We start from the raw sequence: 19,959 nt of genomic DNA on the forward strand, positions 1-19,959 counted from the left end.
AAGCATGTACAAGCTCACCGTTGACAACCTGCACAAGAAATTCGGCGACAACGAGGTGTTGAAGGGCGTGTCGATGAAGGCGAAGGCCGGCGACGTGATCAGCATCATCGGCTCGAGCGGCTCCGGCAAGAGCACGTTCCTGCGCTGCATCAACTTCCTCGAGCAGCCGTGCTCGGGGCAGATCACGATCGGCAGCGAGCCGATCGAGACCACGCGCGACCGCAACGGCTCGCTGCGCGTGGCCGACCAGAAGCAGCTGCAGCGCATGCGCACGAAGCTGTCGATGGTGTTCCAGCACTTCAACCTGTGGGCGCACATGACGGTGCTCGAGAACGTGATCGAGGCGCCGATGGCCGTGCTCGGGATCGGCAAGGAAGAGGCCGTCGCGCGGGCGCGCAAGTATCTGGAGAAGGTCGGCCTCGCGCCGCGCGTCGAAGGCATGTATCCGTCGCACCTGTCGGGCGGACAGCAGCAGCGTGTCGCGATCGCGCGTGCGCTCGCGATGGAACCGGAGGTGATGCTGTTCGACGAACCCACGTCGGCGCTCGACCCGGAACTCGTCGGCGAAGTGCTGAAGGTGATGCAGAAGCTGGCCGAGGAGGGCCGCACGATGGTCGTCGTCACGCACGAGATGGGCTTTGCGCGCAACGTGTCGAACCACGTGATCTTCCTGCACCAGGGGAAGATCGAGGAAGAGGGCGATCCGCGGGAGATTCTCGTCAATCCGAAGAGCGAGCGGCTCGGGCAGTTCCTGTCGGGGCGGCTCAAGTAAGCGGGCGCTGCTGCGGCCTGGAACGCTAAATGCTTGTCCTGGATGACTCTTTCGATCGAGGAGCACCGCGATGAGCACGCCGACCCCTACCGCGTTTTCCCACGTGAGGCCGCAGGACACCGCGTATCAAGGCGAAGGCCTGCGCGACTTCTTCCTGTATCGCGATCTCGGCATCGCGGCCGCGACGAACGGCAAGGTCGTCGCGCAACTCGTCAGGGCGAATCATGCACCGGCGGCGGGCACCGGCTGGCACCGTCACGAGGCCGAGTTCCACATCGTGATCATGCTGAAGGGCTGGGCGCGCTTCATGTACGGCGACCGCGAGACGCTGGTGAACGCCGGCGACTGCGTGCACCAGGCACCGGGAATCGTGCATTACCTGTTCGACTATTCGCCCGACATGGAGTATCTGGAGATCGTCGGGCCGGCCGATTTCAAGTCGATCGACGTCGACGGGCCATGCGAAGTGCCTGCGCCGACGCCATGGGGCGACGCGGGCGCGTAGCCCCGTTGTTTCGCACGCGAGGCATCCACGTGCCTGTGAAAGACCGCCTTCGGGCGGTTTTTTTATTGATCTTGTCCGGACACCTCGTCCTGCTTCGGTCATTCGATATCCAAAGCATTCGCCATGTAATGAAATGGAAAGAACTGACGGTTGTTTGTCAGTCACGCGTGACGTTTCGTTACACGCTGTCAAAGATCGTCAATTCGACACGGGTGCGGTGCACGGCGCATCGGTGGCCGGCGTTAAGGGGATAACAGCCGGAGCGCCGGCTGGCTTACCCGGGAGAATGTCATGACCCGCATCGCGAAGATCCTGACCGTGACGGCCGTCGCCTGCGCCGTGCTCGTGCCGGCGCTGGCCGAAGCCCATTCGCACCGCGTGTGCCATTTCGATCACCACCATCACCGCGTGTGCCGCTGGGTCCGTTGACCCGCGGCGCGGTATTCCCCGCATCGCGTCGGGACGTTGTTCCCATTCAGGCAAATCAGGAGAGGACTATGAAAAAGACGATGTTGATCGCCGCGCTCGTCGCGGGCATGGGCATGTCGATCGGTGCGTTCGCACAGGTTCCGGCCAGCGCGCCGGCCGGCACGACCGGGCTGTGCAAGGACGGATCGTTCTACTCGGGCGCGTCGAAGAAGGGCGCATGCGCCGGTCACAAGGGCGTGAAGACGTGGTACGGCGCATCGTCGGCAGCCGCGGCCAGCGCACCGGCCGCAGCCCCCGCGACCGCGGCTTCCGCTTCCGCCGCATCGGGCGCGGCACCGGCGAAGAGCGCGCCCGCGACGACCGCGGCAGCGGCGCCCGGCGGCGGCGCGGGCAAGGTGTGGGCCAACGACAGCACGAAGGTCTACCACTGCTCAACCGACAAGTACTACGGCAAGACGAAGCACGGCAGCTACATGTCGGAAGCCGATGCGAAGGCGAAGGGCTACCACGCATCGCACGGCAAGGCCTGTTCGTAATATCGACGGCGTGCGCGAGCCTTGCCGCTCGCGCACTGACCGACATCGCGCCCCGCCATCCGTGCGGGGCGATTCGTTTGCAGCGCCGATGTGCCGCGTACATCGCTGCCGTACCGCGCGCGTTCAGTGCACGCGATCGGATTGCGTCGCGGTCGCCGCCGCATCGTGATCGGCCGCGCGCGCGTCGAGCAATGACCGCAGCGTCACGTAGTGCGCGCCGCTCGCTCCGCCGTCCGTATCGGCGCTGCGATCGTACGGTTCGTTGTCATGGATCGTCGCACGTACGATCGGATAGATCTGCGTTTCCCAACGGCTGCCGTTGAACACGCCATAGTGACCCACGCCCGTCTGCACGTGGTGCGTTTTCAGGTAAGGCGGCAATCCGGAACACAGCTCCTGCGCGGCCACCGTCTGGCCCACGGCGCAGATGTCGTCCTTCTCGCCCTCGATCGTCAGCAGCGCGGTGCGGTGGATCGCCGCCGGTTCCACCAGCCGGTCGCCGACCATCAGTTCGCCGCGCGCGAGCGCGTATTGCTGGAATACTTTCTCGACCGTTTCCAGATAGAACTCCGCGGTGAGATCGGCCGTCGCGAAGTATTCGTCGTAGAAGTGGCGCAGCGTGTCGGCTTTCGCCAAGTCGCCTTTCGCACGCTCGTAGTAGAGGTCGGCAAACGAAGCGGCATGGCGATCGGGATTCATCGACATGAACGCGCCGACCTGCACGAAGCCCGGATACACGCAACGCTGCGCGCCGACGAAGCCCGGCGGCACGACACTGATCAGGTTGCGCGCGAACCATTCGATCGGCCGGCTCGTGGCGAGCGCATTGACTTTCGTCGGATTCACGCGGCAGTCGATCGGCCCCGCCATCAGCGTCAGGCTCGCGGGTTGGGTCGGATCTCCGCCGGCGGCCATCAGCGCGACTGCCGACAGCGCGGCGACGGTCGGCTGGCAGATCGCGAGCACGTGCGCGTCCGGGCCGATCTGGTGAATGAAATCGATCACGTGCCCGACGTATTCGTCGAAGCCGAAACGCCCGGCCGAAAGCGGGATGTCTCGCGGGTTGTGCCAGTCGGTGATGTACACGTCGTGATCGGCCAGCATCGTGTCGACGGTGCCGCGCAGCAGCGTCGCGAAATGCCCGGACATCGGCGCGACGATCAGCACGCGTGGCTGGCGCGCAACCGGCCGTGCCTTGCGGAAATGCAGCAGCGTGCCGAACGGCGTGGCCGCCGCGGCTTCCTCGACGATCGGCACCGATTCGCCGTCGACGACCACCGACGCGATGCCGAACGGCGGGCGCCGGTGCGAGAACGCGCAGCATTCGAGCAGTTCGCACAGCGCGTCGACCATGCGGCCCGTCGGCGTCGACGTGGCGGGCGGCCACATCGACATCGTCGCGCGTGTGGCGGCCGCCCATGCGCGCGCCGGACGCAGGCATTCGGCAGACCATTGGTAGAACGGATAGGCAAGCAGGTTCATGGTCGTCGCTCGTTGCGTCACGTTGCATGGAGCGAGGCAAGCCGTATGCCAGCATGCGGCTGGCACGCGCGTTGCACGCGGTTCGCGAACACGGCGACTCACACGGCGACCCATGTGGCTCCGTGCAGCCGGACGACCGAACGCCACGCGCAACTGCAGCGGTTCGGGGTAACGGCCGTGCCGCCACACCGTGCGGCGGTGCGCCAGTTCGGCGAACGCGCCGCACTGGCGTGGTGCGGTTCGCGTGGCGCGGCGCGCTTTCGGTGCAGGGGCACGAACGGCAATCAGCAGGAGAGCGACATGGAAGCTACCGGACAGACGACGTTGACCATCAGCAGCCGCAACTACTCGTCGTGGTCGATGCGCGGCTGGCTGCTCGCAAGGTTGAGCGGGCTCGTGTTCGAGACCGTCAGCGCGCCGATCGACGCGGCATCGCGTGCGGAACTGCTGCTGCTGTCGCCGTCGATCCTCGTGCCGTGCCTGACGCACGACGGCAGCAGGGTGTGGGACACGCTTGCGATCGCCGAATATCTGAACGAGATCCGGCCGCAGGCGCAACTGTTGCCCGACGACCGGCATGCGCGCGCGCATTGCCGGTCGATCTGCGGCGAGATGCATTCCGGTTTCAGCGCGCTGCGCTCCGCGCTGCCGATGAACCTGCGCGCGCATTTTCCCGGTTTCCGGATCTGGTCGCGTGCGCAGCACGACATCGAACGCATCGTGACGATCTGGCGCGATTGTCTGGCCGCATACGGCGGCCCCTGGCTGTTCGGCGAGCGGATCGGTGTCGCCGATGCGATGTACGCGCCGGTCGTCACGCGATTCCTGACCTACGACGTGAAACTCGAACCCGATATCGCCGAGTACTGCATGCGCATCCTCGCGCATCCGTTCGTCGCGGAGTGGATCGATGCCGCAAAAGCAGAGCAGGAGGACATCGACGAACTGGACATGGAGTTCTGACGCGCGACGCACCTTCGTTCCCTGAATCGGACGCAGGCACGTCCATCGAAACGAATCACCGCTGCGGCCGTGCAGCTCGCAAACGTTTCACGTTGATTTTTGCTGGAAACGAGCACGAATTCCCTAAAGGATGCCGGTCCGGATGACGTTAAGCGGGCACGGGGACGACTGTCGATCGCATGCATGTGACATCCGACGCGCAGTCCGCAACAACCAGCGCAGCAGGGGAACCAACTTGAATCGTCAGCAATCTTGGACGCGTACGGCCGCGCCCGGCGAGATCATCTACTCGGAGGGCTTCGCCGGCGAGCCCGTCATCTTTCTGATCGCCGACGGCAAGGTCGAGTTGTCGACGCGCTGCGAAGACAAGCGTGTCGTCGTCGCGACGCTCGGGCGCGGCGAGTTCTTCGGCGAATCCGCGCTGCTCTCATCCGAGCCGCGCGCGCATACGGCGAAGGCGCTGTCGTTCTGTCAGCTCACGGTCGTGCCGGCCGCGCTGCTCGACGAGGAAATCGAGCACGTGTCGGCGCTGCTCCGTCATGTCGTGCGCACGATGATCCGGCGCGTGAAGCGCAAGGACGACCAGCTCGCGACCTATACGCACGCGGACTTCATGCCGGGCGTGCTCTCGTATGCGCATGTGCTGTCGCTGATGGCGGGTGCCGACACGCGCGGATCGGACGACGCGTGGTCGCGGCGGCCGATGCAGGCGCAAGCGGCCGAGGCATCGGTGCCACTCGCGGACGTGATTCGCCGCTGTCGCGCGATCGCCGGCCATTCGCGCCCGCACGTGCTTGCGATGCTGCGCCGCATGGAGAAGCTCAATCTCGTCACGATCGAAGCCGCGCAGGCCGACCATGCCGGCGGCGCGGCCGATTACACGGCGTCATCGGATGCGCGCCAGGTCGTCACGTTCGATGCCGCGCGCGTGGTCGATCGCGCGCAGCAGGTCGCCGATCACGATCTCGACCTGTCGATCAACAGCGAGCTCGAACTGATCGAACTGGCCGATCTCGAGGCGCTGATCGGCGTCGACCGGAAGTTGCTGCTCAACAAACTGTCGCACGGCGAGATCGCCGACGAGGTGTTCGCGTTCCGCAAGTCGAAAGTGCTCGGTTACGTCGAGCAGAAAGGCGTTGCGTATTTCTCGCGGCGCAGCCCGCGCGCCGGCGGCGACGTGCGTGCGCTCGAGGATATCGTGTGGGTCGATCAGCGTACGCTGTTCGACGTGATCAGCGCATTCGATACCTACGATCTCGCAAAGCTGATCGCGAGCCTCGACGATCGCGCGGTGGCCGACAAGTTGTTCTCCGTGATGACGGAAGCGCGGCGCAACGAGGTGTCGTGGGTGATGCGCCGTGAGCTGAAGCTCGACCCGATCGAGATCGAGGAGATCGAACGGCGCGTGCTCGATGCCGTGCGCGCGGCCAAGGCGCCGGCGGCAGGTGCGGCACCCATGCCGCTGGCTTCATCCGACGTGTGACGCGCGACCGACGGAGACATCTATGGACTTGTTGACTCTGGCCGGCGTGCTGCTCGGCGGCGCGGCCATCGTATTCGGCTTCGCACTGGAAGGCGGGCATTTTTCGACGCTGTTCCAGTTCGAGGCGCTCGTGATCGTGCTCGGCGGTACGCTCGGCGCGGTGATGATCCAGAACACGTGGGCGCGGTTCTTCGATGCGGTGAAACAGTTGCGACTCGCGTTCGTGCGTGCGCAGGAAGTCGACCGCAAGCACCTGACCGACCTGCTGGAGTGGGGCGATCGCGCGAAGCTCGACGGGTTGCTCGCCTTCGAATCGATGGACGTGAACGGCATCCATCCGTTCGCGCGACGCGGGCTCGAACTGCTCGCGAACGGCGTGTCGACCGCCGTGCTCGAGGACGCGCTGCACCGCGAGCTCGACGCATACGAGCGCAGCCGGCTCGCGGCCGCGCGCGTGTGGCAGCAGGCCGGCGGCTATGCGCCGACATTCGGCATTCTCGGCTCGGTGCTCGGGCTGGTCCAGGTGACGAGCCACATTCTCGAACCGGCGCAGCTCGGGCCGGGCATCGCGGTCGCGTTCATCGCGACGCTCTACGGCCTCGCGTTTGCGAACCTCGTGTTTCTGCCGCTCTACGGCAAGCTGCGCGCGCAGATCGACAGCGAATTGCGTTTCCGCAAGCTCTATCTCGACGGCCTGCTCGCGATCTCGCGCAAGGAATCGCCGCATACGATCGAGACGCGGCTGACCGGCGACGTGCGCGGCCGCGCGGCTGAGTCTCTCGCATGACGCACCGGGAGCTTCGACATGACCGCTCGAACTGACGGCGCGCGGGCGGGCTCGGCCGCCGCCGATCGCGACGACGAAGCCGAAGGCACGCAGTCCGGACGCTGGCTGATTTCCTACGCGGATCTCATCACGACCCTGATGGTTCTGTTTCTCGCGCTGTACGTGCTGCAGCTCGCGAAATACAACGCGCTCGACGCGCGCTATCAGACGCTCGCGCGGCACGACAACGGGACCGCGAGCGCGCCGGGCGCAGCGATGCCCGAGCGTGCCCCCGCATGGCTGGCATCGCTCGACGCGCTGAAGTCGAACGGGCGCATCTCGCTTGTGCGCGCGCCGCACGGCATCGAGATCGGCATCGACGCGAAGGTCCTGTTCAACGTCGGCGATGCACGTTTGCTGTCCGATGCGACGCCGGTGCTGAGCCAGATCGCGCGGGCGCTGAGCGAGCATGCGACCGGCGACATTCTCGTCGAAGGGCACACCGACAGCGTGCCGATCGCGAATGCGAAATACGAATCGAACTGGGAGCTGTCGTCCGCGCGGGCGGGCAGCGTGGTGCGCTATCTGGCCGATCGCGGCGTCGCACCTCACCGGCTCGCCGCGATCGGGCGGGCCGATACGCAGCCGCTCGTCGCGGGCGACGATGCGGCCGCGCGGGCGCGCAACCGGCGCGTGACGATCTTCGTCGCGTATTGAGCGTGCGAGCCTCGACAGGCGCGCGACGGTTATCCGTCAACGACATATCGGATCCCGCATGACGAACATGTGAAGCCGGCGATGCGATTCCGCGCGCGCCTGCCGATAACCCAAGCTGGCTCAGACCGAGCGGTTATCGAGGGTTCCCCATGCATTTCTGGCGCACGCTGTCCATTCAGAACAAGCTGGTTCTCAGCATGACGAGCTGCCTGCTCGTGTTCGTCGCGATCTCGAGCGGCTTGAGTGTCCGCCTGATCGGCAACGCCGTGCGCGATCGCGTCGTCCGCGAAGAGCTGCCGACGGCCGTGAGCGGCATCCGCGCCGACGTGCAGCGGCAGATGGCCGGGCCGATCGCCGCGTCGCGCGTCCTCGCGCGCGATGCGTTCCTGCTGCAATGGGAAGCCGACGGCGAGCCCGACGCCGGCACGCGCAGCTGGACCGAGCTGGCGAGGAACGTGAAGGACGAGCAGAAGGCGGCGTCCGTGCAGTGGGTGTCGGTGAAGAGCGGCAACTACTACAACGAGGCCGGCCTGCAGCGGAAGGTCACCGACAACGATCGGTGGCTCGCGACCTTCCTCGCGTCGGGCAAGACCTACGAAGTGAACATGGATCGCGAGGTCACGGCCGGCGGCTACATGATGTTCATCAACAGCCGCGTGGAACTCGACGGCACGCCGGTCGGCGCGACCGGCATGAGCCTGTCCGTCGATGCGCTCGCGACGGGGATCGCCGCGTACCGGATCGGCGATACCGGGTTCGCGTTCCTCGTGCGGCCCGACGGCGCGATCATGATGCATCGCGATACGTCGCTGATCGACGGCAAGCACTTCCTGAAGGACGAACCGGGGCTGCCCGGTGATGCGTCGTCGACGCTGCTGGCCGGCAAGCCGTATGCGTACCTGAGCTACGACGGCGACGGCGGTGCGCGCTTCATCGCGACGTCGTTCATTCCGGAGCTGAATGCGTATGTGGTCGTCGAAGTGCCGCAGGCCGAACTGCTCGGCCCGGTGACGCGTGCGATTCGCAGCGCGGCGCTGGTCGCCGCGGTCGCGGGCCTCGGCGTCGCGCTGGTCGTGATCTGGCTGGTCGGACGCGCGATCGCCGCGCCGATCCGCCGCGCGGCGACGCTGCTGTCGGAGATCGCGAGCGGCCAGGGCGACCTGACGCGCCGGATGACGGTCGAGAGCGAGGACGAGATCGGCCAGTTGTCGGACGCGTTCAACCGCTTCGTGTCGTCGTTGTCGACGCTCGTCCACCGGATTCGCGCTGCGTCCGCGTCGATCGCGACCGGATCCGCGCAGATCGCGTCGGGCAATGCGGACCTCAGCGAGCGGACCGAAGGGCAGTCGAGCAACCTCGAGCGGACGGCTTCGTCGATGGAGGAAATCACGGCGGTCGTGCGCAACAACACCGAAACCGCGACGACGGCCGCGAAGCTGATCACCGGCGCATCCGATACGGCGACGCGCGGCGGGCACGTCGTGGGTGAAGTCGTGACGACGATGGAGCAGATCAGCGATGCGTCGCAGCGGATCTCCGAGATCATCGTGATGATCGACAGCATCTCGTTCCAGACGAACATCCTCGCGCTGAATGCGGCGGTCGAGGCCGCACGCGCCGGCGAGCAGGGACGCGGGTTCGCGGTCGTTGCGTCGGAAGTGCGCAACCTCGCGCAGCGCAGCGCGCAGGCGGCGAAGGAGATCAAGGCGCTGATCGAGCACAGCGCGGGGACGGTGAACGCCGGGTCGCGGCTCGTCAGCGAGGCCGGGAAGGTGATGAGCGACGTCGTATCGCAGGTGCAGGGCGTCAGCGCGATGATGAGCGAGATCGCCGAGGCGAGCCTTGAACAGAGCGCCGGCATTGACCAGATCGGCGACGCGGTGCAGTCGCTCGATCAGATGACGCAGCAGAATGCGGCGCTGGTGGAGGAAAGCGCAGCGGCAGCGGAAAGCCTGAAGCAGCAGGCGGCGGAACTGACGCGGCTGGTATCGGCATTCAAGGTTGATGAATGAAGCGCGCACGACGTTAGAATGGTGCGCTTCTCAGGGACGTCGGCTGCGGGATCACGGCAGACGTTTTCGCTGTCGGCGCGGGATTCGGTACGTCATAAAAATGAAGCGCATTTCAAGACTGAAGGTCGGGGTAGGGGCGGTGGTGGTCGCGGCGGTGCTCGCCGCAGTCGGGGCGAAGGTGATCGCATCACCGGCGGATTCGTATCTTGCTTATCGGAAGAACGCCGCGGCGGCCGTGGCGGCGGCGCGAACGGAAGATCGGCCGAGTGTCGACCGACAGTACACGGCCGACGTGAATGCACGGCTCGCCCGGCTCATCGGCACGGTGCGGGCGAAAGGGTTTGCCGCGAAGGCGGCGGGCACGGTGCAGAGCGTCGGCCCCGTCGACGGGGTGCCGCCGGGGCCGGACGGGCTGGCCTTCAAGTCGGCCGACGGCAAGACGAATCTCGTCGTGACGACGGTTCCGCTGCTGAAGGCGTGGGCGAGCACGGCGGATGCGGGCATCAAGCCGACGGACGACGTGGCCGCGATTCTCGACAATGAAACGCTTTACACGGACGTATTCAGCGACGACGCCGCTGCGTTTCGCTTCGCCGAGTTGCCCGTCAAGCGGCAGCCGGCCGACGGCGTGGTGAAGGCATGGCTGCTGGGTGAAAGCCAGGACGGCGTGCCGGACGGGCCGAACACGCTGGCCGTGTCGGTCCGGCAGGGCGAACGGGTTTATATCCAGTGGAAGAGCGTGACGCTGCGCCCGATCGTGGCGTGCAGCGTGGGGCGCGTGCCCGAGGACGCGCGGCAGGCGTGTTTCGCCAGGCAGGTGGTGTCACAGCGGATCTACCCGCGGCTCGTCGCACTGGCGCAATCGATGGCCGATGCCGTGGTCCGGTAGCGGACGGCAGCGGACGGCGTTCGCACGGCGCGATTCGACGGCGAGGGACGTCGGTTCGCATCCGGCGAACGACGGGCGGCGACAGCGCGCGTCGTCGCCCGTCGGCATATCGTCCGATGACCGGATTCAAGGCGACCGCAACGCCTGCAACCCCAGCGTGAGCGCGTTGAACGGCATCTCGGCGGCCCCCAGCGAAAAGCTCGTCGCCGTCGCAGTCGCGCCCGGCGAATGCATCAGCGCGTGAACGATCCGCTCGCTCGCATGGCCGTCGCCATACGGATTGCTCGCGCGCGCCATTTCCTCGTACGCGCTTTCGCTGTCGAACAGCCGCGACGCCTCCCAGACGATTCGCTCCTGGTCCGTGCCGACGAGCCGCGCGGTACCGGCCTGGATCGCTTCGGGCCGCTCGGTCGTCTCGCGCGTGACGAGCACCGGCTTGCCGAGCGCAGGCCCTTCCTCCTGGATGCCGCCTGAATCGGTGATGATGAAATACGCGCGAGACATCAGGAATACGAACGAAAGATATTCCTGCGGCTCGATCAGGTAAATGTTCGGCACGCTGCCGAGCAGCGCACGCGCCGGCTCGCGCACGTGCGGATTCAGGTGCAGCGGATAGACGAACTGCGCATCGCGATAGCGGTTGGCGAGCGTGCAGAGTGCCTCGCAGAAATGCCGGAACGGCTCCCCGAAGCTCTCGCGGCGATGGCCGGTGATCAGCACGACGCGGCGGGACGGATCGAGAAAAGGAAAGTGCGCGGCGACCTTGTCGTTGAGCACGGAATCGTGGTCGAGCATGCGTTTGACGTCGTGCAGCGCATCGATCACGGTGTTGCCCGTCATCACGACCGCGCCGACCGGCACGCCTTCGCTGAACAGGTTGTCTCGCGCCTGGCCGGTCGGCGCGAAATGCCATGACGACACCGCATCGGTTACGCGGCGATTCAATTCCTCCGGCCACGGCGACCAGATGTCGCCGCTGCGCAGTCCCGCTTCCACGTGTCCGACCGGCAGATAGCGGTAGAACGCCGCGAGACTGACGGCCAGCGTCGTCGTCGTGTCGCCGTGCACCAGGACGACGTCGGGGCGAAAGTCGTCGAAGACGATCCCGATCGCCTGAAGAATGCCGGTCGTCACGTCGGTCAGCGTCTGGCTCTGGCGCATCAGATTGAGATCGTAGTCTGGCTTGATGTCGAACAAGGTGAGGACCTGATCCAGCATTTCCCGATGCTGGGCGGTAACGCACACACGGGCGTCGACATCCTTGCGCGACTTCAGCGCGCGGACGAGCGGCGCCATCTTGATGGCTTCCGGCCGGGTCCCGAATACAAGCAAGATCTTCTTCATCGTTTTCCTCGTTGAGCATCTTCGCGCCGGAAGCCCCGGCATCTGGCGCCAAGCTTGGTTGCAGGCGACCCATCCCGTCCCCGCATGCGGCCACGCCGGCCGGCATCGGCCGCGCGACATTCAGCGATGTGGCGGGGCGAGCGCACCGTTCTTGTCCGCGCGGTCTCCGCCACGCAATCGTCGGACTACGGAGGCCCCCTTGCACCTCGTCAATCACGTCATGAGCGTTCCTCACTGTGTCGATCGCCACGTCCTTCCGTCACACGATTCGCGTTGCCGCGCGCCGACGCGCCGGTAAGGTGATCCCGCTTTCCATACAGCAATATTCAAACCAGCGGCCCCTGCGTCCGGTTCCAATTCGCGCGGCACGCGCGGTTCGCTACGGAACGTTTCACAACTGCTACGAAGGTCACATCGGTGGACGGCCACGGTGCAGATAAACGGGCGACCGTGCGCGCGAGCGGTCCGGTCGCGTCATTCGAAGAATGGCGGCCTGGCTCGAGCGTCGACTGCCGCCCGAACGGCACCCGTCTTTCGAAGCGCATTGAATCGATTCGATATGCGAATTTTGTCTGGGCAATGAAAGGCGCGACGCGGATCATCCGGATCGGGTCATGGACAAATGATTTGCCCGTCGCGCCGCATCGCTCGCGCTGCCCGAGTCGACAGGCGCGAAATGTTGCGTATCTGTAACGCGCGGCCGGAATGCGGCTGGCGTGCCCGCATGACGGCCTTCCGGCGCGCGCGCCGGTGGTAGCGCGCACGTTTCCCGGCCGGGGTCCGTGCGCCGGCGCTTCGCGACTGACCGCGTCGCGAAGCGGCATCGTTCGAGGCGATGCACGTGCGATGAACAGACAATTCGCCGCGCAACGCGAACGGATCGCGATGCCGACCGCACATGCCGTGCCAAAAGCTGATTCGCCGGTGAATCAAAAACACTCGGCCGCCGCCCCGGCCGCGCCCGCTGCCTGATCGCCGGTCCTTGCCGCACGGGGCCCGGCGGCCGATGGCTCGCCGCTTGCTTGTTCTGGGCGGACAGGTGCGTTCCGACGTGCTCCAACGACAGCAGACGGACAGGGACGCCAAAGCAACGAATCCGGAAAGCGGCACGACACTTTCGTCCGGCGCGGAAGACGCCCGCGCTTGCACGACGAACGTGCGGCCACTTCCCATTGACATCCGCGCGATTCACGGCCCGGGCGCAAGCGCTCGGCTGCCGCCGTCGCCGGCACGGGGGCCAGGACATGAAGAACCGTCGGACGGTGTCGCTCTGCGTCGAAGGCATCCTGCTGCTGATCGTGCTGGCCTGCTCGCAGGTCGTGCACGACACCGCATCGCGGCCGTTCGTCGACCGGGTGCGCATCGGCATGCCAGCCGCAGGCGCGGCAGAGCGCAGCACCGCCTATGTCGGTGCCGCGCCGTTCGCGGTGCGCGCGTCGACCGACGCGGACGCGTTGCTCGAACCGGCGCCAGCCGGCACCGAGCCGGTCACGTTCGATCCCGACTGGCTATTGATCCCCGGTGTCGCCTACCTGTGGCTGTTCACGCTTCTGACCTGCGTCTACGCGGCGCGGCATTACGTGTTCAGTCTCGACCGTCTGTTCAAGCCGCAGCACGCACCTTATCAGGCGGTTACCCATGGCGAATGGCCGCGGCTCACGGTGTTCGTCGCCGCGCACAACGAAGAAGCCGTCGTCGTCGATTGCCTGATGGCGCTGCTCGCGACGACCTATCCGCACGACCGGCTGACGATCATTCCGGTCAACGACCGCTCGACCGACAACACGCGCGCGCTGATCGACGAGGTGCAGGCGCTGGCGCCCGAGCTCATCAAGCCGTTTCACCGCGAGAGCGGCAAGCCGGGCAAGGCGGCCGCGCTGAAGGACGCGCTGCGCTTCATCCGCGGCGACATCATGGTGGTGTTCGATGCCGACTACCTGCCGCGTCCCGGGTTGTTGAAGGAACTCGTCGCGCCGTTCTTCGATCCGGAAGTCGGCGCGGTAATGGGCCGCGTCGTGCCGCAGAACGCCGACAGCAACCTGCTCGCGCGGCTGCTCGATCTCGAGCGCGCGGGCGGCTATCAGGTCAACCAGCAGGCGCGCAACAACCTGAACCTGGTGCCGCAGTACGGCGGCACGGTCGGCGGCATCCGCAAGGGTGCGCTCGATGCGGTCGGCGGATGGTGCGACGACATGCTCGCCGAGGATACCGACATGACCTATCGCCTGTTGCTGAGCGACTGGCGCACGGTCTACCTGAATCACGCCGAATGCTATGAGGAAGTGCCCGAGCGCTGGGCAGTGCGCGCGCGGCAACTGACGCGCTGGGCGAAGGGGCACAACCAGACGCTGCTGCGCTATTTCGGTCCGGTGTTGCGCAATCCGCTGATCTCGCGGCGCTGCCGGCTGGACGGCGTGCTGCTGCTCGGCGTGTTCCTGATGCCCGCGCTGCTCGCGATCGCGTGGGGCACCGCGATCACGCTTTATCTGCTCAATGGCGTCAACTCGACCGCGCTCGGCCTGCTCGTGTCGTTGTTCGCGCTGTTCGCGTTCAGCACCTTCGGCAACTTCGGCGTGTTCTTCGAGATCGTCGTCGCCGCGCGGCTCGACGGTCGCGCGACGCGCCTGCGGCTCGTGCCGGTCAACGTGGTCGGTTTTTGCGTGACGATCGCGGCCGTGGTCTCCGCGCTATGGGGGCTCGTGCTCGATGCCGCGTTGCGGCGCGAACTGAAATGGGACAAGACCGAGCGTTTTCGCCGGCAACTGAAACCGGGGCGGTGAACGATGACGACCTTCAATGTGATGGTGCCGGTGGCAGGCGTGCTGAGCCTGCCGTTCCTGCCGCTGCTGCACGAGCTGATCCGGCGCAGCGACGTGGCGGCACTGCCGATCGGCGACGGGCCGTTCGTCGACCAGGCGCTGCTCGCCGCGCGCTGGCGCGATGCGCTGCGCGTGCATGTGGGCGGTGCGCGGCCGGCCGATTCGTCCGTGACGGCGCCGTGGCACGCGCTCGGGCTCCTGGTCCGGCATGACGACGAGATCCGCGTCGTGCACGACGAGCATTGCGAGGACGTGCTCTACGCCGATCGCGCGATCACGCTCGACCGCGGCGCGCGGGCCACGTATGCGTTCGCCGAGCAGCGCATCGACGTTCATGCCGGCGCGACGATCGGCATGCTCGCACACGCGCCGCATATCGACGTCGATAGCGCGGTGCTGCGCGGCGTCGTGGTGGGCGGGACGGTATACCTGCATGGTGCCGGCGGCTTCGCGTGCCTGTACGGCGAGCCGATCGTCTTCGGCAAGGTGTCGGTGCTACCGGCCGACGATACGGCCGTCGCGCCGCGCCGTGCGGTCTCGCTGACGCGCCACTTTTCCAGGCTGCCGCATCGCTACGTGCACGGCCGCTACCTGCTCTCCTGCGACGTGCGTCTGCCCGCACATACGGTCGTGCAGGGCAACCTCGTCGTGGAGGGCACGCTGGTGCTCGGTGACGGCTGCGTGCTGCGCGGCAGCGTCAAGGCGCATCGCGTCGAGCTCGAGCGCCATGCATTCCTGCACGGCTCGGTGTTCGCGCGGGACGACGTGCTGCTCGCCAGCGGCAGCTGCATCGACGGCGTCGTGTCGGCTGGTGGGCTGCTGCGTCTGACCGGCGCGCGCATCGGCGTCACCGGTCATCCTGTCAGCGCCTGTGCGCGCGACGTCTCGGTCGTCGGCCATGCATGCGTGCACGGCGACCTCGTCGCATGCCGCAGCGGCTGGTTCCATGCATCCCGTTAAGGAGCACCTCCATGTCCGATCGATCCCGCCGTCGCCGCTCGCGCGCACCGGTCGCCGCACTGGCGGTGCTGTGCGGCGTTGCCGTCGGCCCGCTGCCGGTGCTCGCGGCGCAGCCGGATGATGCCGGCGCGCCGGCACCCGCGCAGTCGCCCGACGCCGCCGTGCCCGTCATCGTGCCGCGCATGCTCGACACGCCCGCGTTCGTGCGCGTGTCCGCCGATGGCCTGCCGGACGGCACGTCGCTCGCGGAATTCTCGCCTGACGATACGAACCGGCCGCCGTTGCCAGACGCCGTGATCGCGCACGTGCAGGCGCCGAGCGAACGGCATGCCGAGATGTCGCTCGGCGTGTCCAGCGCACACCTGACGCACGGGTATGGCGACTGGTACGGCGTGCACGTGCGCGGCGTCTATCAGGACGGTGGTCGCACGATACTCGGCGAGCTGGCGCAGCTGCATCGCTTCGGCGAGAGCACGCAGCTGGGCGCATTGACGTATGTGCAGGACCTCGGACCGGACTGGTTCGGCGGCATCGGTTTTTCCGGCACCACGTCCGGGACGATCCTGCCGAGCGCGCGCGTCGACCTCTCGATCAACCGCAAGCTGCTGTCCAACCGGTCGCTGATCGTGTCGCTGGGCGCGGGCTATGCATGGAACCGCAGCGGCCACAGGGATCAGCTGTATCACGCGGGCCTGATCTGGTATGCGCTGCCGAAGTGGATCTTCGAGGCGGGTACCAACTACACGGTCGATTCGCCGGGGTCGGTGAAGGCGCCGCAATACTACGGCGCGGTCACCTACGGCGAGGTCGGCAAGAGCGTGATCGTGCTGCGTGGCGGGTTCGGGCGCGAGGCTTACCAGGTCACCGGATCCGGTTCGCAGATCGCCGATTTCCGCAGTCATGAAGTGAGCGCGAAATGGCGCTACTGGTTCACGCGCAAGTGGGGTACGCAAGTCGAGTTCGACTACTACCATAACCCCTACTATTCACGGATCGGCGGCGAGCTGAGCGTGTTCTATCGCTGGTAGCGGGAGCGGACGCCATGCAGACGCATCCCGTCCGTCCTTCCGTCGACCGTTCGCTGCGGATCCACCCGCATCCGCAGCGCTGGCTGATGTCGATCGTGCTGCTGACCCCGACGCTCTATGCGTTGCTGTGGCTCGGTCTGCCGTTCGCGTGGCGCTACTGGCGCGCGGTCATGACGTGGGGGGCGCACGAGATCGATCCGGCATTGCACGTGATCGTGATCGGCTACCCGCCCGATGCGCCGCGCGTACTGCTGCTGTCGATCGATCTCGCCGCGCGAATGCCGAGCGGCACGCAGCTTGCCGTGACCGCCGTGCTATGCGCGATCGGCTTCGGCGCGTCGTTCTTCCGGCGTGCGAACTGGTTGCCCGTTGCATATCTGTTACGTATCGCGAGCTTCACGCAGCTGCTGATCTGCGCGTATTTCTGGTTCGCACCGGGCGCGTTCCCGTATGTGCCGATGCTGCATCTGCGTGACATGTTCGTGCTGCACGGCGCGGCGATCACGCTGATTCCGCTGGTGATGGCGGCGCTGTACTATCCGCTCGATTTCACGCCGCTGCAGAAGATCGCCGCATCGCTTCTCGTGGTCGGCTACTTCGTGTTTGCGCTGCCGTTCGTGATGCTGCTGCACGCGGTCGTCATCCACCATGGCTCGTTGCTGTTCCTGCCGTTCTGCTATTTCCTCCTCGGCGGCCCGCTGCTGATCGGCCTGCTCGTCACGCTCTACACCTACTGCGCGAGCTGGCCCGGCTCGCTGACGAATCCGTCCGATGATTCGCGCTGATGGGGCGTGAAAACGCCGCCGTATCAGTGGTGAAACGAATCGGCCGCGTTTTTTGCCGCACCGCACGGCACGCGACGCACGGAGCGAGCACGACAGGGCTTCCGGAGCCAATGGCACGTTGTTCGCTTCTCTTCCTGCGTCGCATCGATTCGTTTCCAACGGAAAAGACGGCTCGGCCGCCGATGGCCGACGTCTCTCGATGTTCGACGAACTGGGCAACCGCACACATCTACCGGGCAAGGTGGGCCGAGCTGGCGGCACGCTCATCGCTGCTGTGGCGCCACCCATTCCTTGAGCGAGGAGCACACCATGTTGGCAAAGTCAGGCAAGTTCTTGCGGATACTATTCGCGCTGTTCGCGCTGGCGTTCGCGTTCGGTCCGGGCGGCGTTCGGGCGGCCACCAACCAGCTTCTCCTGTTGGTGCCCGACACGCTGACGCTGCCTGATCCTCGCGTGTCCGCGTGGCTCGATACCGCGCAGGAGGAAGGGTTGCAGATCAAGGTGATGACCGACAGCCAGTTCATGGCCGCCGGGTCGTCGCTGTCGCAGTATCCCGGCCTGATCCTGCCGGACCAGGTTCATACGACGGCCGACGACACGCTCGTGACGGCGATCCAGAACTACGCGCTGAACGGCGGCAAGGTGATGCTCGTCTACGATTTCGGCGTACTGAATTCGGCCGGATTCTACGTGAGCCCGAAGTCTCGTTTCAGCAACATGGTCGGCGTCGACTACGTGTTGTATGACCAATACGGCGGCAACATGATCGGCCTCGGCAACGTGACCGGCATGAGCAGCTGGCTGCGCACGCTGCAGGTGCCCCCCGGCAAGTCGATGGCATGGACGACGACGAATTCGGCGACCACGGCCGCCAGCCCCACGACGTCGTTCGCATCGACGAGCAGCTCCGGCTCGTCGAAGACGTCTGCGTCGACGTCGGGCACCAACGCGCTGTTCCTGCCCGCCAGCCCGTCGAACCCGGGCGGCCTCGCCAATTACAACCACCAGGCATGGTTCCAGTACACGACGCCGCCCACCGGCAGCGGCGTGCTGACCCAGACGCTGCCGAAGCTGACCGGCACCGTGACCGGCAAGCTGAAGAAGACCACCACGTATAGCGCCGGTTCGCTGCTGAGCACCTCGACCGGCACGACGTCGACCGCGCTTGCGTCCACGCTGGCCACCACCGACACGCTCGAAGGCATCTCCGGCTACGTGTACGGCTTTCTGACCTATCCGAGCTTCGTGACGCAGGGCACGTATTCGGGCACGACGATCCTGACGTCGCCGAACTTCGGGCTGGTGTCCGGCTACAACCCGTACGGCAACGGCGGCGTGCTGTTCGTCAACCTTCCGCTCGCCTACCTCGACGGCCAGACCGACGGGATGCTGATCCACGGTTACCTGCATTATTTCGGCACGCAGATGCTGAACCTGCCGTCGCTGTCGCCGCTGCCGAAGGCGCAGGCCGGGCTCGTGTTCAACTGGCACTTCTGCGCGGGCGACCAGATCCAGCCGGCGCTCTATCTGAAGAGCCTCGGCGTGTGGAACAACGGACCGTTCTCGATCGTGGTCACTGCCGGGCCCGACGAAGCGACTTTCGGCGACGGCGACGGCATCAATCTCGCCAACAACCCGACGGCGCAGAATCTCCTCAAGTACTTCACCAGCAGGGGGCATCGCGTCGGCAGCCACGGCGGCTGGATTCACGACTACTGGGGGGCGAATGCGAGCGAAACGAACGCGAGCACGTTCACGCAGTACCTCGTGATGAACCACCAGGCCGTTCAGGCCGCGACGGCCCTGCCCGATGTCGAGTACGCGGCGCCGGAAGGCAACACGCCGACCTGGTCGGTGAACTGGCTCGAAAGCAATGGCTTCAACGGGTACTACTTCACCGGTCACACCGGTTCGGCACCGACCCGCGCATATCGCAACGGTGCGCTGCTGAACCCGGGCCTGTGGGCTTACCCCGTGATGCCGTTCGGCAAGTACGCGACGTTCGAGGAATTCCAGCAGTACGCGGTGCCGACGACCGACGTGAACAACTGGTACGCCGCGCTGATGAACTTCGTCGTCGCGAACCACACGAGCCGGCTGATCTATGCGCACCCGTACGGCGCGTCGTTCTACCCGTCGACGTTGTCCGCGATCTTCACGCAAGCCAATATGCTGAAGCTCGCGGGACAGTTCCGCTGGTACACGATGAGCGACATTACGATCTTCGACCGGGCGCGCCTGAACGTCACGTGGTCGGCCACCGACACGGGCAGCGGCTGGGCATTCTCGGCCAGCCACCCGACGAGCCTGACGAACATGACGTGGCTGCTGCCGAAGGCTGCGTATGCGTTACCGATCATCACGCAAGGTAGCGGCAGCGTGAATATCACCGACTCGACGTACTGGCTCGTGACGGCGAATAGCGGCACCAGCCTCAAGTTCACCAGCGCCAAGGTGCACTGAGCCGCA

Annotated in this window: 17 protein-coding genes; 15 read left to right on the plus strand and 2 right to left on the minus strand. The window is 66.2% G+C overall.

Annotation, left to right across the window (positions count from 1 at the left end; translation table 11 throughout):
* The first annotated feature begins 4 nt into the window (after window positions 1-4).
* The 4 genes from DIE11_RS01225 to DIE11_RS01235 all read left to right on the plus strand — a co-directional run bounded on the left by DIE11_RS01225 (window position 5) and on the right by DIE11_RS01235 (window position 2,242).
* Window positions 5-772 carry an ABC transporter ATP-binding protein gene (locus DIE11_RS01225; protein WP_059511632.1) on the plus strand — a complete coding sequence of 256 codons (768 nt, stop codon included), beginning with the start codon at window positions 5-7 and terminating at the stop codon, window positions 770-772.
* A 70-nt stretch (window positions 773-842) separates the two neighbouring features.
* Window positions 843-1,277, plus strand: coding sequence for a cupin domain-containing protein (locus tag DIE11_RS01230; protein WP_059601454.1), 435 nt, complete (start codon window positions 843-845; stop codon window positions 1,275-1,277).
* A gap of 291 nt (window positions 1,278-1,568) precedes the next feature.
* Entirely contained in the window at window positions 1,569-1,706 is a 138-nt protein-coding gene (locus DIE11_RS36135; protein WP_174908495.1) for an HHHH-motif protein, read from the plus strand.
* Window positions 1,707-1,774: 68 nt separating this feature from the next.
* On the plus strand, window positions 1,775-2,242 hold the full coding sequence (locus DIE11_RS01235) for a DUF3761 domain-containing protein (RefSeq protein WP_059503738.1): 468 nt from the start codon (window positions 1,775-1,777) through the stop codon (window positions 2,240-2,242).
* 123 nt (window positions 2,243-2,365) lie between these two features.
* On the opposite strand, the gene DIE11_RS01240 is transcribed toward DIE11_RS01235, so the two are convergent.
* A complete protein-coding gene (locus DIE11_RS01240; protein ID WP_059601456.1) occupies window positions 2,366-3,724 on the minus strand; it encodes a polyhydroxyalkanoate depolymerase in 1,359 nt (452 codons plus the stop codon).
* A 300-nt stretch (window positions 3,725-4,024) separates the two neighbouring features.
* Between DIE11_RS01240 and DIE11_RS01245 the strand changes: the two genes are divergently transcribed.
* The 6 genes from DIE11_RS01245 (at window position 4,025) to DIE11_RS01270 (ending at window position 10,554) form a co-directional block, all read left to right on the plus strand.
* Window positions 4,025-4,687 carry a glutathione S-transferase family protein gene (locus DIE11_RS01245; RefSeq protein ID WP_124620993.1) on the plus strand — a complete coding sequence of 221 codons (663 nt, stop codon included), beginning with the start codon at window positions 4,025-4,027 and terminating at the stop codon, window positions 4,685-4,687.
* Between the two features lie 235 nt (window positions 4,688-4,922).
* The gene (locus DIE11_RS01250) at window positions 4,923-6,170 is read left to right on the plus strand and encodes a Crp/Fnr family transcriptional regulator (RefSeq protein ID WP_124620995.1); all 1,248 of its coding nucleotides are present in this window, start codon (window positions 4,923-4,925) and stop codon (window positions 6,168-6,170) included.
* 22 nt (window positions 6,171-6,192) lie between these two features.
* The gene (locus tag DIE11_RS01255; RefSeq protein ID WP_124620997.1) at window positions 6,193-6,957 is read left to right on the plus strand and encodes a flagellar motor protein; all 765 of its coding nucleotides are present in this window, start codon (window positions 6,193-6,195) and stop codon (window positions 6,955-6,957) included.
* Between the two features lie 18 nt (window positions 6,958-6,975).
* A complete protein-coding gene (locus tag DIE11_RS01260; protein WP_124620998.1) occupies window positions 6,976-7,653 on the plus strand; it encodes an OmpA family protein in 678 nt (225 codons plus the stop codon).
* A gap of 149 nt (window positions 7,654-7,802) precedes the next feature.
* Entirely contained in the window at window positions 7,803-9,665 is a 1,863-nt protein-coding gene (locus tag DIE11_RS01265) for a methyl-accepting chemotaxis protein (protein WP_124621000.1), read from the plus strand.
* Window positions 9,658-10,554 (plus strand): hypothetical protein, encoded by an 897-nt coding sequence (locus DIE11_RS01270; RefSeq protein ID WP_260437058.1) that lies wholly within the window; start codon window positions 9,658-9,660, stop codon window positions 10,552-10,554. The genes DIE11_RS01265 and DIE11_RS01270 overlap by 8 nt, the downstream gene beginning before the upstream one ends.
* Window positions 10,555-10,680: 126 nt before the next feature.
* On the opposite strand, the gene wecB is transcribed toward DIE11_RS01270, so the two are convergent.
* Window positions 10,681-11,898 carry a non-hydrolyzing UDP-N-acetylglucosamine 2-epimerase gene (gene wecB / locus DIE11_RS01275; RefSeq protein ID WP_124621002.1) on the minus strand — a complete coding sequence of 406 codons (1,218 nt, stop codon included), beginning with the start codon at window positions 11,896-11,898 and terminating at the stop codon, window positions 10,681-10,683.
* Window positions 11,899-13,142: 1,244 nt separating this feature from the next.
* Between wecB and DIE11_RS01280 the strand changes: the two genes are divergently transcribed.
* From DIE11_RS01280 to DIE11_RS01300, 5 genes are all read left to right on the plus strand, one after another.
* The gene (locus DIE11_RS01280; RefSeq protein WP_124621004.1) at window positions 13,143-14,678 is read left to right on the plus strand and encodes a glycosyltransferase family 2 protein; all 1,536 of its coding nucleotides are present in this window, start codon (window positions 13,143-13,145) and stop codon (window positions 14,676-14,678) included.
* Between the two features lie 3 nt (window positions 14,679-14,681).
* Window positions 14,682-15,677 (plus strand): polymer-forming cytoskeletal protein, encoded by a 996-nt coding sequence (locus tag DIE11_RS01285; protein ID WP_124621006.1) that lies wholly within the window; start codon window positions 14,682-14,684, stop codon window positions 15,675-15,677.
* 11 nt (window positions 15,678-15,688) lie between these two features.
* Window positions 15,689-16,705, plus strand: a complete 1,017-nt coding sequence (locus tag DIE11_RS01290; RefSeq protein ID WP_124621008.1) for a YaiO family outer membrane beta-barrel protein — start codon at window positions 15,689-15,691, stop codon at window positions 16,703-16,705.
* A gap of 14 nt (window positions 16,706-16,719) precedes the next feature.
* A complete protein-coding gene (locus tag DIE11_RS01295) occupies window positions 16,720-17,490 on the plus strand; it encodes a hypothetical protein (RefSeq protein WP_124621010.1) in 771 nt (256 codons plus the stop codon).
* A 309-nt stretch (window positions 17,491-17,799) separates the two neighbouring features.
* Complete coding sequence (locus DIE11_RS01300) at window positions 17,800-19,953, plus strand: hypothetical protein (protein ID WP_124621012.1); 2,154 nt, start codon at window positions 17,800-17,802, stop codon at window positions 19,951-19,953.
* The last annotated feature ends 6 nt before the right edge of the window (window positions 19,954-19,959 follow it).

Source organism: Burkholderia sp. Bp9012 (assembly GCF_003853825.1).
GTDB lineage: Bacteria > Pseudomonadota > Gammaproteobacteria > Burkholderiales > Burkholderiaceae > Burkholderia > Burkholderia diffusa.

What these genes read in the sequence shown, in the direction of transcription:
- DIE11_RS01225 (WP_059511632.1), top strand. Translation starts at nt 5, where the DNA reads ATGTACAAGCTCACCGTTGACAACCTGCACAAGAAATTCGGCGACAAC.
- DIE11_RS01230 (WP_059601454.1), top strand. Translation starts at nt 843, where the DNA reads ATGAGCACGCCGACCCCTACCGCGTTTTCCCACGTGAGGCCGCAGGAC.
- DIE11_RS36135 (WP_174908495.1), top strand. Translation starts at nt 1,569, where the DNA reads ATGACCCGCATCGCGAAGATCCTGACCGTGACGGCCGTCGCCTGCGCC.
- DIE11_RS01235 (WP_059503738.1), top strand. Translation starts at nt 1,775, where the DNA reads ATGAAAAAGACGATGTTGATCGCCGCGCTCGTCGCGGGCATGGGCATG.
- DIE11_RS01240 (WP_059601456.1), bottom strand. Translation starts at nt 3,724, where the DNA reads ATGAACCTGCTTGCCTATCCGTTCTACCAATGGTCTGCCGAATGCCTG.
- DIE11_RS01245 (WP_124620993.1), top strand. Translation starts at nt 4,025, where the DNA reads ATGGAAGCTACCGGACAGACGACGTTGACCATCAGCAGCCGCAACTAC.
- DIE11_RS01255 (WP_124620997.1), top strand. Translation starts at nt 6,193, where the DNA reads ATGGACTTGTTGACTCTGGCCGGCGTGCTGCTCGGCGGCGCGGCCATC.
- DIE11_RS01260 (WP_124620998.1), top strand. Translation starts at nt 6,976, where the DNA reads ATGACCGCTCGAACTGACGGCGCGCGGGCGGGCTCGGCCGCCGCCGAT.
- DIE11_RS01265 (WP_124621000.1), top strand. Translation starts at nt 7,803, where the DNA reads ATGCATTTCTGGCGCACGCTGTCCATTCAGAACAAGCTGGTTCTCAGC.
- DIE11_RS01270 (WP_260437058.1), top strand. Translation starts at nt 9,658, where the DNA reads ATGAATGAAGCGCGCACGACGTTAGAATGGTGCGCTTCTCAGGGACGT.
- wecB (WP_124621002.1), bottom strand. Translation starts at nt 11,898, where the DNA reads ATGAAGAAGATCTTGCTTGTATTCGGGACCCGGCCGGAAGCCATCAAG.
- DIE11_RS01280 (WP_124621004.1), top strand. Translation starts at nt 13,143, where the DNA reads ATGAAGAACCGTCGGACGGTGTCGCTCTGCGTCGAAGGCATCCTGCTG.
- DIE11_RS01285 (WP_124621006.1), top strand. Translation starts at nt 14,682, where the DNA reads ATGACGACCTTCAATGTGATGGTGCCGGTGGCAGGCGTGCTGAGCCTG.
- DIE11_RS01290 (WP_124621008.1), top strand. Translation starts at nt 15,689, where the DNA reads ATGTCCGATCGATCCCGCCGTCGCCGCTCGCGCGCACCGGTCGCCGCA.
- DIE11_RS01295 (WP_124621010.1), top strand. Translation starts at nt 16,720, where the DNA reads ATGCAGACGCATCCCGTCCGTCCTTCCGTCGACCGTTCGCTGCGGATC.
- DIE11_RS01300 (WP_124621012.1), top strand. Translation starts at nt 17,800, where the DNA reads ATGTTGGCAAAGTCAGGCAAGTTCTTGCGGATACTATTCGCGCTGTTC.